Below are 14058 nucleotides of genomic sequence, written 5' to 3' on the forward strand. Positions count from 1 at the left end.
TATACGAGGAGTTCGAGCGCCCTGTAGGTTCAGCGCCATGGAGGAGCTGGACCGACAGATCGTGCAGCTGCTCGTCAAGGACGGGCGGATGAGCTACACCGACCTGGGCAAGGCCACGGGCCTGTCCACGTCTGCCGTGCACCAGCGGGTGCGCCGGCTGGAGCAGCGGGGCGTCATCCGCGGGTACGCGGCCGTCGTCGACCCCGAGGCCGTCGGGCTGCCCATGACCGCCTTCATCTCGGTCAAACCCTTCGACCCCAGCGCCCCCGACGACATCGCCGACCGCCTCTCCGGCGTCCCCGAGATCGAGGCGTGCCACAGCGTCGCGGGCGACGAGAACTACATCCTGAAGGTACGGGTGGCCACCCCGCACGAGCTGGAGGAGCTGCTCGGGCGCCTGCGCGCGCTCGCGGGGGTGTCGACGCGGACGACGGTGGTGCTGTCGACGCCGTACGAGGCCCGGCCGCCGCGGATCTGAGCGGTGGGGTGCCCCGGACGGACCGGTGGGCATATGAGCTGATCGTCGTACAAGGCGCTCGGCGGTGTGCCGCCCCTGCGTACCGGACTGTCAGTGCCGGGCGAGACACTGTCCCCATGAGTGAGCGCACCCCCGACCCGCAGACCGTCCTGCTCCGCCGAGGAGAGGTCCACAGCCCCGCCGACCCGTTCGCGACCGCGATGGTCGTCGAACGCGGGCAGGTCGCCTGGGTCGGCTCGGAGGGCGCGGCGGACGCGTTCGCGGACGGGGTCGACGAGGTGGTCGACCTGGACGGCGGGCTCGTCACCCCCGCGTTCACCGACGCCCACGTGCACACCACCTCCACCGGCCTCGCCCTGACCGGCCTGGACCTCTCCGACGCACCCTCCCTCGCCGACGCCCTCGCCCGGGTGCGCGCGTTCGCCGAGGCCCGGCCCGCCGACAAGGTCCTCCTCGGGCACGGCTGGGACGCCGCCCGCTGGCCCGACGGCCGCCCGCCCACGCGCGCGGAGCTCGACGAGGCGACCGGCGGACGCCCCCTGTACCTGTCCCGCATCGACGTCCACTCGGCCGTCGCCTCGACCGCGCTCCTCGACCTCACGGCCCTGGGCCGCCCCGACGGCCCCCTCACCGCCGACGCGCACCACGCGGTCCGCGCGGCGGCGTTCGCGGCCGTGACGCCGGTCCAGCGCGCCGAGGCCCAGCGCACCGCCCTCGCGCACGCCGCGTCCCTCGGCATCGGGTCCGTCCACGAGTGCGCGGGCCCCGAGATCTCCTCCGAGGACGACTTCACCGGCCTCCTGAAGCTCGCCGGGGAGTTCGCGGGCCCCCGCGTCGTCGGCTACTGGGCCGAGCAGGACGTCACCAAGGCCCGCGAACTCGGCGCGGTCGGCGCCGCCGGCGACCTCTTCGTCGACGGCGCCCTCGGCTCCCACACGGCCTGCCTGCACCAGCCGTACGCCGACGGCTCCGGCACCGGCCTCGCCTACCTGGACGCGGGCGCCGTCGCCGCGCACGTCGTCGCCTGCACCGAGGCAGGGCTCCAGGCGGGCTTCCACGCGATCGGCGACGCCGCCGTCACCGCCGTCGTCGAGGGGTTCCGTACGGCCGCCGAGACCGTCGGCCTCGCCCGGATCCGCGCCGCCCGGCACCGGGTCGAACACGCGGAGATGCTGACGCCGCAGACCATCGCCGCCTTCGCGGAACTGGGGCTGACGGCGTCCGTCCAGCCCGCCTTCGACGCGCTGTGGGGAGGCGACGACGGCATGTACGCGCAGCGCCTCGGCGCCGACCGGGCCCGGAGCCTCAACCCCTTCGCCGCGCTCCTGCGCGCGGGCGTCCCCCTCGCCTTCGGCTCCGACAGCCCCGTCACCCCCCTCGACCCCTGGGGCACCGTCCGCGCCGCCGCCTTTCACCACAACCCCGCCCACCGCGTCTCCGTCCGTGCCGCCTTCACCGCCCACACCCGGGGCGGCTGGCGCGCGAGGGGCCGCGACGACGCGGGCACCCTCGTCCCCGGTGCCCCCGCCGACTACGCCGTCTGGCACACCGGCGAACTGATCGTCCAGGCCCCCGACGACCGGGTCTCCCGCTGGTCGACGGACCCCCGCTCGGGAACACCGGGCCTGCCGGACCTGACCCCGGGCCGCGACCTGCCGGTGTGCCTGCGGACGGTGGTCGGGGGGCGGACGGTGTTCGAGGGGTAGGGGGAGCGCCGGCACGGGCGGGTGCCGGCCTCGTGCCCACCGCGTGAACGCCGGCACGTGCCGCCCCCTCCTGCCGCTCGCCGCAGGCGCCTGCGCCCGCCCGAGTGACCCCCGCCCCCTCCCCACCCCAAGATCACCCGTCTGCGCGGGCTCCCCACACCGTGGCCGGCTCCCCTCTGACCAGCGCGTTGAGGAGAGAAGCGCAGGTCGAGCGGGTGTTGACAGTGGGCGGCGGGGGACCGGTAGGTTCGGCCGAGTCCACTGCCGGACGCCCCGTCGGGAGAACCTCCGGGACTCGCCGCGGCGCCACTGGGTCAGGGACGGTGCACTGCCGACGGCACCGCCACTGGGAGCCAGGCCCAGCGCCCGCACAGCGGCGACGGAACGTTCCGCCGAACGGGGAGGTGCGACCCGGGTGGGGCCCGGCGTTCAGTAGACAACGGCTTTCGGTCGACCCGCAGCCAGCGGGCCCCTGGTCGGCCCGAAGGGCGCCGGGCCTCCACCCGCAGAGTTAACCTCGCGCATCCCCCGCGTACACCGCGAAGTCGGGGGACGGGACGGGCGAACGGGCACTCTTACCCCACTCTTGGGGATTCGACACCACTGTAAACATGATCCGGCATGTCGCCGCAGACAGCGGCCACTATGGTGGTCCCCTGAGCACGACTTGAAGGGGTAGCGGTGAACGACGGCGACGGGACCCTCTCGGCACAGGACCGCGGACGGCGGTTCGGTCCCTTGGGCGAGACCTTGGTGATCATTCCGACCTACAACGAGGCGGAGAACATCAAGCGCATCGTCGGCCGGGTACGGGAGTCGGTCCCCGAGGCCCACATCCTCGTGGCGGACGACAACAGCCCCGACGGCACCGGAAAGCTCGCGGACGAACTCGCGGCCGGGGACGACCACGTCCACGTCATGCACCGCAAGGGCAAGGAGGGCCTCGGCGCCGCCTACCTCGCGGGCTTCCGCTGGGGCATGGAGCACGACTACGGCGTCCTGGTCGAGATGGACGCCGACGGCTCCCACCAGCCGGAGGAACTGCCCCGCCTGCTGACCGCCCTGAAGAGCGCGGACCTGGTCCTCGGCTCCCGCTGGGTCCCCGGCGGCCGGGTGGTGAACTGGCCGAAGTCCCGCGAGTTCATCTCCCGCGGCGGCAGCTTCTACTCCCGCCTCGCGCTCGACCTCTCGCTGCGCGACATCACCGGCGGCTACCGCGCCTTCCGCCGCGAGACCCTCGAAGGGCTCGGCCTCGACGAGGTCGCCTCCCAGGGCTACTGCTTCCAGGTCGACCTGGCCCGCCGCGCGGTGAAGGCCGGTTTCCACGTCGTGGAGGTCCCCATCACGTTCGTCGAGCGCGAACTCGGCGACTCGAAGATGAGCCGGGACATCATGGTCGAGGCGCTGTGGCGGGTCACCGCGTGGGGCGCCTCGGAGCGCGTCGGCAAGATCACCGGCAAGGGCGGCAAGCCGGCGCCCGCGCGCCGGGTGGAGGGGCAGCAGCCGTAAGCGTGCCGTGGGCGCGAGGGGTGCGCTGCATACGGGGCGCACCTCGAAGCGCGGGGCTCATGCGGAGGCGCACAGCCGCCCGGGGCCGTACAGCTTGCGCTGATCGGTCCCTTACACCGCTCTGAGCTGTGTCCAGGCACACTGGACGTATGACTGGCGCATCGACCCCCACGTCCTCCGTCCGGCCCCCGCGCTCCCGCGTGCGGACGTTCCTGCCGCTCGGGATCGCGGCCTGGCTGGTGCTGGAGATCTGGCTGCTGACCGTGGTCGCGAAGGCGGCGAGCGGTTTCGTCGTCTTCCTGCTGCTGGTCGGCGGGATCGTCCTCGGCTCCGTGGTCATCAAGCGCGCGGGCCGTCGTGCCTTCCGCGCGCTGAACGAGGCGTTGCAGCGCGGCGGCTCCCCGGAGGCGAGCGGCGGCAACGGCTTCATGATGCTCGGCGGCCTCTTCCTGATGCTCCCGGGCCTGATCTCCGACGCCCTCGGCCTGCTCCTGCTGCTCCCCCCGGTCCGCAAGGCCCTGTCCGCCTACGCGGAGCGCGCGGTCGAGCGCAGGCTCCGCGCGGCCGGCCCCGGCACCCTGGGCGACGCCTTCCAGCAGGCCCGTATCCACCGCCCCGACGGCAAGGTCGTCCAGGGCGAGGTCATCAGGGAGGACGGCAGCAGGGCGGACGGCCCGCAGGACCAGCGCCCGCCGCTGACGTACTGAGCCCTTCCGGGCAGCCCTAAGACCGCGGGCGCCGTACGCAACCTTCGCGTACGGCGCCCGCGGTCATGCCGGCGCTGAAGTGCGGCCGAAGCTCCGAGGAGCTAAGCGGACTTACGGCTGTCCCGGGGATGCACCGCAAGGTTCATCGCCCCGGACCGCAGCACAGCCAGGCGCTCCTCAAGAACCTCTTCGAGTTCCTCGCGGGTGCGCCGCTCCATCAGCATGTCCCAATGCGTACGCGCGGGCTTGGCCTTCTTCTCCTCAGGGCCGTCGCCGTCCACGAGGAGTGCCTGGGCTCCGCAGACCTTGCACTCCCACTCCGGCGGGATCTCCGCCTCGACCGAGAAGGGCATCTCGAAGCGGTGCCCCTTCTCGCATGCGTACTCCACGGCCTGGCGCGGGGCCAGGTCGATGCCGCGGTCCGTCTCGTAGCTGGTCACCACGAGGCGCGTGCCGCGAAGAGCTCGCTCACTCATGAATCGTGCCTCCCGGGCTTGTCGCCCACAGGACAGGTGTCGCTGTCGTCGTCATCCGGTCAACGTCCGGTCGGCGGTAAAGATTCCCGTTCCGAGTCCCGTTCCGGGTGGTGCGTCGCCGTCGTAGCCGCAGCCTTGTCAACCAGTGCAGTACCCACCGGCGCCCGCTTTGTCACATCTGTTCAGGGATGTAACCCAGCGTTTCGGCATCTTTGACGCGCAGTAACGGTACGCCTGGCAGGCCAAACGCGTACACTACCGCCCTTTCGCCGTGAGCGCTAAATCCTCTCGGGTACGGGATTCCCCGCGTCGCGGATCGCCCGCCCCACCGGAACCCTCGCGAGCAGCACGAACCCGAGGACGAAGAAGGCCACGAGGGAGATGATCGCGTCCCGGTAACTACCGGTCAGTTGGTAGGTGATGCCGAAGAGCAGCGGGCCCAGCCAGCTCATCCCGCGGTCGCTCATCTCGTACGCGGAGAAGTACTCGGCCTCCTTCCCGGGCGGCACCAGATGGGAGAAGAGCGAGCGCGAGAGCGCCTGACTGCCGCCGAGAACCATCCCGATGGCGGCGGCCAGCAGGAAGAAGCCGACCGGTTTCCCGGCGGGCAGGAAGTAGCCCGCGCCCAGGGTCAGCGTCCAGGCGACCAGCGAGCCGAGAATCGTCCGCTTGGCGCCGTACGTCCGGGCGAGGCGGCCCATCCCCAGCGCGCCCGCCACCGCCAGCACCTGCACCAGCAGGACGGCGCCGATCAGCGTGGACTGGCTCAGGCCCAGCTCCTCGGAGCCGTACACGGACGCCTGGGAGATCACCGTCTGGATGCCGTCGTTGTAGATCAGGTAGGCCAGCAGGAAGGCGAGGGTCAGCCGGTGGCGGCGCATGTCGCGGATCGTCGCCGCGAACTGCCTCAGGCCCGGCGCGGACGCGCCCGCGCGCGGGGCCGAGGGCCGGTCCCGCAGCCGCAGCAGCGGGATCAGCGTGAACGTCCCCCACCACAGGCCCGCCGAGGCGAGACAGATCCGTACGGCCGTCGACTCGGACACCCCGAACGAGTCGTGCGCCAGGTACAGCACCAGATCGACGACCAGGACGATCGACCCGGCCGCGTACCCGAACGCCCACCCGCGCGAGGAGACCGCGTCGCGCTCCTCGGGGCCGGCGATCTGCGGCAGGTAGGCGTTGTACAGCATCATCGACACGGCCTGGGCGGCGTTCGCGACGATCAGCAGCAGCCCGCCCAGCAGATAGCGGTCGCCGGCCAGGAAGAACATCCCCAGGGTCGCCGCCGCCCCGATGTACGCCGTGATCCCCAGGAGCGGCTTCTTGCGGCCCGAACGGTCGGCCGCCGCCCCCACCAGCGGCATCAGCACCACGGCCACGATCACCGACAGGGACACCGAGTACGCGAAGAACGAGCCCGCGCGCACGGGCACTCCCAGCGGATGGACGTACCCGTCGGCGTCGGCGGCGTTCTCGGCGACCGACGTCAGGTAGGGGCCCAGGAACACCGTGAGGACGCTCGTCGAGTAGACCGAGCACGCCCAGTCGTAGAAGTACCAGCCGCGCTGCTCGCGCCGCCGGTCCGTGGCGTCCGCCACCAGGGTGTCGGTGCTCCCCACCCGTGCCTCGCTTCCCCGTCGGACCGCCGCGCGCGGGCCCTCAGGCCCAGACGCCCCGCTCCCGCATGACCTCGCGCAGCGTGTCGATGTGATCGGTCATGATGCCATCCACGCCGAGGTCCAGAAGCCGGTGCATGCGCGCGGGTTCGTTCACGGTCCACACGTGGACCTGCAGCCCCCGCGCGTGCGCGAGACGCACGAAACGCCGGTCCGCCACCGGGATCCCCGACTGCGCCTCGGGCACCTGCGCGGCGATCGCCGAGCGCCGCACCGTCGCGGGCACGCCCCAGGACCGCAGCCGCAGGTTCAGCACCCCCCGGGTGCCGTACGACGTCGCCAGGCGCGGGCCCGCCAGGCGCTGGGCGCGCACCACGCGGGCCTCCGAGAAGGAGCCGACGCAGACGCGGTCCCAGGCGTTCGCGCGGGCGATCAGGTTGAGCAGCGGGTGCAGCGCGGGCTCGGCCTTGATGTCGACGTTCCAGCGCACCTCGGGGAACGTCTCCAGCAGCTCCTCGAAGAGGGGTACGGGTTCCCGGCCGCCCACCCGCGCGCGGGCGACGTCCGTCCACGGCAGGTCGGCGATCCGGCCCGCGCCGTCGGTGACCCGGTCGAGCGTGGAGTCGTGGAACGCGGCCAGCTTGCCGTCGCGGGTGGCGTGCACGTCCGTCTCGATGTACCGGTAGCCCAGCTCCACGGCCCGCCGGAACTGCGCCACGGTGTTCTCCAGGCCGTCCGCGGCGCCGCCTCGGTGCGCGAACGGGATGGGCCCCGGGTGGTCCAGGTACGGGTGGCGTATCAGCGTGGTCACCGCGGCAGTATGGCCCCCTCCGGTGTCCCGGTGGCAACGACCGCGCTGCCGACCGGCGGCGCGGCGACGGCGAACACCTTCAGGAACACCTGGGCCAGCGGCCCGATCGTGAGCGCGTACAGCACCGTCCCGGCCCCGAGCGTCCCGCCGAGCACGAACCCGGTCACCACCACGGCCACCTCGACCGCCGTCCGCATCAGCCGGATCGACCGGCCCGTACGCCGGTGCAGCCCCGTCATCAGCCCGTCCCGCGGCCCGGGACCGAACGCCGCCGCGATGTACAGCCCGGTCGCCACCCCGTTCAGGACGATCGCCGAGGCCATCAGCGGGATCCGTACGGCCAGGCCGTGCACGTCGGGGACCAGGGCGAGCGTGGCGTCCATCGCGAGGCCGACGGCGAACACGTTGGAGACCGTGCCGAGCCCCGGGCGCTGGCGCAGCGGGATCCACAGCAGCAGCACCAGCGCGCCCATGGCGATGGCCACCTCGCCGATCGTCAGCCCGGTCAGCTCCGCGAGCCCCTGGTGCAGGACGCCCCAGGGCTCCAGACCGAGTCCCGCGCGCACCAGGAGGGCCGAGCTGGCGCCGTACAGCGCGAGGCCGGCGTAGAGCTGGACGAGGCGGCGTCCCAGACGGTGGCGGGTGGCCGAGGCGGACAAGGGGGACCCCCTGATGGTGGAAGTGGACTGGTGCGTGTCACTCTGTGGGTGGGGTGCGGGATGCATCCAGGGCCAATTCGGGGAAGGTGGACTGATCTACATGGCGCAGTGGACCTCGGCGGTGGGACCCGCGCAGCTCGCACGGCTGCTGACGTCCCAGCAGGAGCGCCCGGCCGGGCCCGGCACCCGCCGCCCGCCCGCCTACCGGGCCCTCGCCGACGGCGTCCGCCTGCTCGTCCTGGAGGGCCGCGTCCCGGTCGCCGCCCGCCTGCCCGCGGAACGCGAACTGGCCCTCGCCCTGTCCGTGAGCCGTACGACCGTCGCGGCGGCCTACGAGGCGCTGCGCGCGGAAGGGTTCCTGGAGTCGCGGCGCGGGGCCGGCAGCTGGACCGTCGTCCCGGCCGGCAACCCCCTGCCCGCGCGCGGGCTCGAACCGCTCGCCCCCGAGGACCTCGGGTCGATGATCGACCTGGGCTGCGCGGCCCTGCCCGCACCCGAACCGTGGCTCACCCGGGCCGTCCAGGGCGCCCTGGAGGAGCTGCCGCCGTACGCGCACACGCACGGCGACTACCCGGCCGGCCTGCCCGCCCTGCGCGCGATGATCGCCGAGCGGTACACCGCGCGCGGGATCCCCACCATGCCCGAGCAGATCATGGTGACGACCGGCGCGATGGGCGCCATCGACGCGATCTGCCACCTCTTCGGCGGGCGCGGCGAACGGATCGCCGTCGAGTCCCCGTCGTACGCCAACATCCTCCAGCTGATGCGGGAGGCGGGCGCGCGGCTGGTGCCCGTCGCGATGGCCGAGGGACTCACCGGGTGGGACATGGACCGCTGGCGGCAGGTCCTCAGGGAGGCCGCGCCGCGCATCGCCTATGTCGTCGCCGACTTCCACAACCCGACCGGCGCGCTCGCCGACGACGACCAGCGGCGCCGGCTCGTGGAGGCCGCCCGGTCCGCCGGGACGGTGCTGGTCGCCGACGAGACGATGACCGAGCTGTGGCTCGACGAGGACGTGTCGATGCCGCGCCCCGTGTGCGGGTTCGACCCCGCCGGGTCCACCGTGATCACCGTCGGCTCGGCCAGCAAGGCGTTCTGGGCCGGGATGCGCATCGGCTGGGTGCGCGCCGCGCCCGACGTCATCCGCAGCCTCGTCGCCGCGCGCGCGTACGCCGACCTCGGGACGCCGGTCCTGGAGCAGCTCGCCGTCAACTGGCTCTTCTCGACGGGCGGCTGGGCACAGGCCGTCGAGCTGCGGCGGATCCAGGCCCGCGAGAACCGGGACGCCCTCGTCGCCGCCCTCCGCGCCGAGCTGCCGTCCTGGGAGTTCTCGGTGCCGCAGGGCGGGCTCACCCTGTGGGTGCGCGCCGGGGGGCTGTCCGGGTCGCGGATCGCCGAGGCGGGGGAGCGGGTCGGGGTGCGGGTGCCGTCGGGGCCGCGGTTCGGGGTGGACGGGGCGTTCGAGGGGTATGTGCGGCTGCCGTTCACCGTCGGGGGCGCGGTGGCGGACGAGGCGGCGGCACGGCTGGCCGCCGCGGCCCGGCTCGTGGAGAGCGGGCGGTCGGGGGGCGGGGAGACGCCTCGGACGTTCGTGGCGTGACGTAAGGAGATGTCGTAGGGGGATGTTGTAAAGGGATGTTGTAAGGGGCGCTCTCCTTGGAGAATGCCCCTTACCTCTCCGCCCTACGGCGTCACGCCTTCTCCAGTGACACCGTCTCCACCGACACCGTGTCGTCGTCCAGCGGGGGTGCGCTGCGCGGGGGCAGGAGGTCCAGGACCGCCTGCCGGTCGGCGTCGCTGGTGGCGTCGTCGTACGGGTCCGGGGTCGCCGGGACCTGGAGGCGGTGGACCGGGCCGGTGCCGAGCCGGGCGTAGCCGCGGCCCGGGGGCATGTGGTCGACGGGGGTGGTGTGCGGGGGTGCGCCCAGGACGGCCGCCAGCTGGTGGGGGGAGGCCGGGCCGAGGACCACGCGCGCGCGGGTGTGCTGCCGTACGGCGTCGCCCAGGCCGTCGAGGGCGTCGAACTGTTCCGTCACGACCACGGTCACCGCTGCGGCGCGGCCGTGCCGCAGGGGCGTGTGCAGGTACGTCTGGGGGTCCTTCTGGCCGTCGGCGGCCGCCAGGTGGGTGAAGGCGGTCGGGCGGTCCAGGAGGATCCACAGGGGGCGCTTGGTGTCCTCGGGCGGGGGGTGGCCCTCCTGCCGGGCACGGTTCGCGGCGATCAGCCGCCGTTCCGTCTCCTGCGCCGCCCACTCCAGGCCGGTCAGCGCCCCGGCGAGGCCGACCTCGACGCCGAGGACGCCGTCGCGGCCGGTCAGGCACGCGTACTCGCCGGTGCCGCCGCCGTCGACGATCAGGACGTCGCCGTACCGCAGGGCCTGCAGGGCGATGGAGCGCAGCAGGGTGGAGGTGCCGGTGCCGGGCTGGCCGACGGCCAGGAGGTGGGGCTCGGTGGAGCGGATGCCGGTGCGCCAGACGACCGGCGGGACGTCGCGCTGCTCCTCGCCGTGGGTGAGCGGGAGCGTGCGCTGGGTGTGGGAGGGGTCGGTGAAGCCGAGGACCGTCTCGCCGGGGGCGGTGACGAAGCGCTGGGCGGCGAGGTCGGTGGGGAGCGGGGCGAGGACGTCGACGGTGAGCTCGTTGCCCTCCTCGTCCCAGGCGAAGAGGTACTCGCGGCCCCGGCCGGCCTTGGCGGAGAGGAGTTGCTCGACGCGCGCGCGGGACTCGGCCTCGCCGTCCGGGAAGTAGGCCGGGTAGCGCACGCGCAGGCGCGCGACACGGCCCGATTCGTCGAAGTCGTACGCCGGGAACGCCTTCTCCCAGTCGCCGCCGTGGGCGTACAGGGGGGTGGGGTCCTCGGCGGTCGAGAAGTACGGGACGAGCGCCTCGTACAGGGAGCCGAGCCGGGCCGTCTGGGCCTCGTCCGGGCCTTCCGGGGCCGGTGGGGTGCGGTCCCGGCCCTGCCAGGCCGCCGCCGCCATCAGCGCGACGACGGCGAGCAGCGGCCCGTACGGCACGAACGCCACGACCAGGACCACCGAGGCCACCAGGAACAGCAGCGGTCCGCGCTTGTCCTTGGGGGTCTCGGCCCATCTGCGCCGCCCGGCCGAGGCCAGCCGGCGCAGACCGCGGGAGATCGTGATCAGCGGGTGGAGGACGTCGGTGGCGCTGTCCGCCGCCGTCCGGGCCAGCTCCCGGCTCCGGGCGATCTGCGCGCTGCCGGTGCTCAGGATGCGGGGGAGGGGGCGCCGGGCCACTGCTGTCTCCTGGAGGTGCGTACGGGACGGGTCAGAACTTGATGCCGCCGAGCAGGCTCGCGAGGCTCTCGCCGCCCGCCTTGATGCTGGGGGCGATGGCCGTGCTGGCCATGTAGAAGCCGAAGAGGGCGGCCACCAGCGCGTGGGACGCCTTGAGTCCGTCCTTCTTGAAGAAGAGGAAGACGATGATGCCGAGCAGGACCACGCCTGAGATGGACAGGATCATTCGAGTTCTCCTGGCTAGGGGGGACAGTCACCATGAGTACTTCCAGGCTCACAGGATGTATCTATACGATAAAAGGTGCAAAAGAGTGAATTGAGGCGAATTTCCCCCGTTCGATGTAACCCCGCTTGCGCCGCCCGAAGGGGATGATTGCCTCGAACGGGCCTGTTCGTGATCTTTGCCGCAGGGGGCGCCACCCATGTGCGCGACGAGCCAGTACCCTGTCGATTCACCCGTACGGCAGAGCGCCGGCGTACGAGAGGCGGTCCGAACCGATGGCTGAAGCCCCCGACCCCGAGGTCGTGGAGCTGGCGACCAAGATCTTCGATCTGGCCCGGCAGGGTCGGACCGAGGCGCTCGTGGCGTACGTGGACGCGGGCGTTCCGGCCAACCTCACCAACGACCGCGGCGACTCCCTCGTGATGCTCGCCGCGTACCACGGCCACGCCGACGCCGTACGGGCCCTCCTGGACCGGGGGGCGCCCGCGGGCGACGTCAACGACCGGGGGCAGACCCCTCTCGCGGGGGCCGCCTTCAAGGGGGAGACGGAGGTCGTCCGGATCCTCCTGGCGGCCGGCGCCGACCCCGCCGGGGGCACCCCCTCGGCCGTCGACACCGCCCGGATGTTCGGCCGGGCAGAGCTTCTGGAGCTGTTCGGCGTGAGGTGAACCACGGGCGGTGATGTGGCGTTCACCAGGTAATAAACAGTTTTTCAGCAGGTAAATCGACCACAACGGGGGAGGCGGTACGAAGCCGCCGGAAATTTCGGTCGCGGCAGGCAGAACGGCCGGGTCATCATGACGTCGTGATTCACGGACACGATGGCTGGGCAGGTGTTGCCGCACCGCGTGGGCCGTGATGCGGCCCGCATGGGCCACCGACGAGAGGCAGAGGAAGATGGTCTACAGCAAGCAAGAGACGGCGGGCGCCCCGACGTGTTGTCACGCGGCCAGGTAGTGCACGATCCCCGGTTGCGTCGACGCTTGATGTGAGGCTGTTTCCCATGTTCGATCCGGTCATAGCGCCCAGCGGCACCCTGCTCGGCCTCCTCCAGAGGGGTCGCGGCGACGGCACGCTGCACGCGCTCACCGCACCGCGCGCCGAAGCGCTCGCGGCCCTGAACCACTGTGTGCTGCGCGATCCCCGCCACGACTGGCAGGTGGAGAACCGCTCCCTGTACTACGCCCGTCTCTACCTCGACCTGAACGGCGAGCTGGACGACATCGAGGCGCATCTCTTCGACGCCGAGGACGCCTTCGACACCGAGGAGTCCCGCACGGGCCTCGCCCTCGCGGTCCTCGGCCACCTCGCCTCCTACGGCAGGCGCGACGCCCTGTGGCTGCTGCGCCGGTACGCCACCTCGGGCGCCAACTGGGCCTGGGCGCTCGACGAACTCGCCCTGCGCGACGACGACGCGGGCCTGCGCGCCCTCGCCGCCCCCGTGCTCGCCCGGTTCGCCACCGACGCCGAGGGCGAGGCCGAACTCGCCGCGACCGTCCGTGACGCCTTCGAACCGAGGCCCTGGCGCCTGTGGGCCGAGGACCCGCGCGAGTACGTCTCCGCGCGCGTGCGCGCCGCCCAGGAGACCGGCTGTTTCGACCGCTGGCAACGCCAGCTGAGTCCCAGCGGACCACGCCCCGGCTGGAGCGTCGCCGCCGTCTTCGAGTGGGCCCAGCAGGGCGTAGAGCGGGGCGCCGCGCTCCATGTGCCCGCCGCCCGCTGTCTCGCGGCTGTCGCGGGCCCCGAGGACCGTCCCGAGATCCTCAGGGCAGCCCAGGACGGCACCGAGGGCGCCCGGTGCACCGCCCTGCGCTACCTCGCCGACAGCCACGACCCCGACGTCCTCGACCTCGTCGAACAGGCCGTCGCCACCGGCACCGCGCCCGTCGTCGAGGCCGCCGTGGACGCCTTCGAGCGGATGCGGTCCGTCGCCGCCGTCGACCGCGCGCGCGGGTGGGTCCACCGGCCCGACCCGCTCGGCGCCGCCGCCGGCCGCGTCCTCGCCTGCCGGGGCGCCACCCGCGACAGCGACCTCGTCCTCGGCGCCCTGCGCGAAGCCGTACGCAGCGAGGGCTGCGACGCGCCGACCCTGTGGCCCCTCGTCGACGGCGCCGGGCGCCTCGGCATCGTCTGCGCGGCCCCCGTGCTGCGGCACATCTACCGCGAGACGGCCTCCTCCCATCTGCGCGGCCAGTGCTCCCAGGCCCTCGCCGCCACCGACCCCTCCTTCGCCACCGGCTTCGCCGTCGAATGCCTCTGGGACTGCGAGGAGACCACCAGAGAGGTCGCCGCCCGGCACGCCGAGACCGGCGACGCGCGCGTGGTGGAGCGATTGCGCCGACTCGCCGCCGACCCCGCCGAGGAGGCGGAGGTCCAGACGGCCGTACGCAGCCGGATCGGACCGGACGCGGCCGCCATGTGACCGCTTCTGCTTTTCCGTGTGATCGCTTCTGATGTGATCGTTTCTGATCGGAACAGGCTCCCGCGTGTGATCGGAACGGGCCTCCTTCCGCTCGCCGGGTGAACACCCGACGACCCTCGGGTCAGACGGACATGGACACCGTCTGACCTGCTCGGGTGTGCATCTCAACGCTCATGCGACGTTTGTCGTTCGGA

Annotated in this window: 13 protein-coding genes; 7 read left to right on the forward strand and 6 right to left on the reverse strand. The window is 72.9% G+C overall.

The features are described from left to right. The first annotated feature begins 37 nt into the window (after positions 1-37). From ACLZOT_RS43010 to fxsA, 4 genes are all read left to right on the forward strand, one after another. Positions 38-478, forward strand: coding sequence for an Lrp/AsnC family transcriptional regulator (locus ACLZOT_RS43010; protein WP_010357977.1), 441 nt, complete (start codon positions 38-40; stop codon positions 476-478). A gap of 116 nt (positions 479-594) precedes the next feature. Then, positions 595-2184 (forward strand): amidohydrolase, encoded by a 1590-nt coding sequence (locus ACLZOT_RS43015; RefSeq protein ID WP_416974676.1) that lies wholly within the window; start codon positions 595-597, stop codon positions 2182-2184. A gap of 681 nt (positions 2185-2865) precedes the next feature. Next, entirely contained in the window at positions 2866-3693 is an 828-nt protein-coding gene (locus ACLZOT_RS43020) for a polyprenol monophosphomannose synthase (protein WP_416974677.1), read from the forward strand. A gap of 149 nt (positions 3694-3842) precedes the next feature. Beyond that, entirely contained in the window at positions 3843-4400 is a 558-nt protein-coding gene (gene fxsA / locus ACLZOT_RS43025) for an FxsA family membrane protein (protein WP_416974678.1), read from the forward strand. A gap of 101 nt (positions 4401-4501) precedes the next feature. Here the strand turns inward: fxsA and ACLZOT_RS43030 are convergent, their stop codons facing one another. From ACLZOT_RS43030 to ACLZOT_RS43045, 4 genes are all read right to left on the reverse strand, one after another. After that, positions 4502-4876: an RNA polymerase-binding protein RbpA gene (locus ACLZOT_RS43030; protein ID WP_010357981.1), complete on the reverse strand. Its 375-nt coding sequence runs from the start codon at positions 4874-4876 to the stop codon at positions 4502-4504. 278 nt (positions 4877-5154) lie between these two features. Then, positions 5155-6495: an MFS transporter gene (locus ACLZOT_RS43035; protein ID WP_416974679.1), complete on the reverse strand. Its 1341-nt coding sequence runs from the start codon at positions 6493-6495 to the stop codon at positions 5155-5157. A 40-nt stretch (positions 6496-6535) separates the two neighbouring features. After that, positions 6536-7303, reverse strand: a complete 768-nt coding sequence (locus ACLZOT_RS43040; RefSeq protein ID WP_416974680.1) for a glycerophosphodiester phosphodiesterase — start codon at positions 7301-7303, stop codon at positions 6536-6538. After that, entirely contained in the window at positions 7300-8028 is a 729-nt protein-coding gene (locus ACLZOT_RS43045) for a YczE/YyaS/YitT family protein (protein ID WP_416974681.1), read from the reverse strand. The genes ACLZOT_RS43040 and ACLZOT_RS43045 overlap by 4 nt, the downstream gene beginning before the upstream one ends. 34 nt (positions 8029-8062) lie before the next feature. Between ACLZOT_RS43045 and ACLZOT_RS43050 the strand changes: the two genes are divergently transcribed. Then, the gene (locus ACLZOT_RS43050; protein ID WP_416974682.1) at positions 8063-9562 is read left to right on the forward strand and encodes a PLP-dependent aminotransferase family protein; all 1500 of its coding nucleotides are present in this window, start codon (positions 8063-8065) and stop codon (positions 9560-9562) included. Positions 9563-9653: 91 nt separating this feature from the next. Here the strand turns inward: ACLZOT_RS43050 and ACLZOT_RS43055 are convergent, their stop codons facing one another. After that, positions 9654-11219, reverse strand: a complete 1566-nt coding sequence (locus ACLZOT_RS43055; RefSeq protein ID WP_416974683.1) for a hypothetical protein — start codon at positions 11217-11219, stop codon at positions 9654-9656. A 31-nt stretch (positions 11220-11250) separates the two neighbouring features. Beyond that, on the reverse strand, positions 11251-11445 hold the full coding sequence (locus ACLZOT_RS43060; protein WP_010357990.1) for a hypothetical protein: 195 nt from the start codon (positions 11443-11445) through the stop codon (positions 11251-11253). A 272-nt stretch (positions 11446-11717) separates the two neighbouring features. Here ACLZOT_RS43060 and ACLZOT_RS43065 point away from each other — a divergent pair, with 272 nt between their 5' ends. Together ACLZOT_RS43065 and ACLZOT_RS43070 are read left to right on the forward strand one after the other, a co-directional pair. Beyond that, entirely contained in the window at positions 11718-12110 is a 393-nt protein-coding gene (locus ACLZOT_RS43065; RefSeq protein WP_416974684.1) for an ankyrin repeat domain-containing protein, read from the forward strand. A 335-nt stretch (positions 12111-12445) separates the two neighbouring features. Continuing rightward, complete coding sequence (locus ACLZOT_RS43070) at positions 12446-13864, forward strand: HEAT repeat domain-containing protein (RefSeq protein WP_416974685.1); 1419 nt, start codon at positions 12446-12448, stop codon at positions 13862-13864. Positions 13865-14058: the final 194 nt, after the last annotated feature.

The sequence above is a fragment of the Streptomyces sp. 4F14 genome (assembly GCF_048159485.1).
Classification (GTDB): Bacteria; Actinomycetota; Actinomycetes; order Streptomycetales; family Streptomycetaceae; genus Streptomyces.

What these genes read in the sequence shown, in the direction of transcription:
- ACLZOT_RS43045 (WP_416974681.1), bottom strand. Translation starts at nt 8,028, where the DNA reads ATGCATCCCGCACCCCACCCACAGAGTGACACGCACCAGTCCACTTCC.
- ACLZOT_RS43015 (WP_416974676.1), top strand. Translation starts at nt 595, where the DNA reads ATGAGTGAGCGCACCCCCGACCCGCAGACCGTCCTGCTCCGCCGAGGA.
- fxsA (WP_416974678.1), top strand. Translation starts at nt 3,843, where the DNA reads ATGACTGGCGCATCGACCCCCACGTCCTCCGTCCGGCCCCCGCGCTCC.
- ACLZOT_RS43065 (WP_416974684.1), top strand. Translation starts at nt 11,718, where the DNA reads ATGGCTGAAGCCCCCGACCCCGAGGTCGTGGAGCTGGCGACCAAGATC.
- ACLZOT_RS43050 (WP_416974682.1), top strand. Translation starts at nt 8,063, where the DNA reads ATGGCGCAGTGGACCTCGGCGGTGGGACCCGCGCAGCTCGCACGGCTG.
- ACLZOT_RS43070 (WP_416974685.1), top strand. Translation starts at nt 12,446, where the DNA reads ATGTTCGATCCGGTCATAGCGCCCAGCGGCACCCTGCTCGGCCTCCTC.
- ACLZOT_RS43010 (WP_010357977.1), top strand. Translation starts at nt 38, where the DNA reads ATGGAGGAGCTGGACCGACAGATCGTGCAGCTGCTCGTCAAGGACGGG.
- ACLZOT_RS43060 (WP_010357990.1), bottom strand. Translation starts at nt 11,445, where the DNA reads ATGATCCTGTCCATCTCAGGCGTGGTCCTGCTCGGCATCATCGTCTTC.
- ACLZOT_RS43030 (WP_010357981.1), bottom strand. Translation starts at nt 4,876, where the DNA reads ATGAGTGAGCGAGCTCTTCGCGGCACGCGCCTCGTGGTGACCAGCTAC.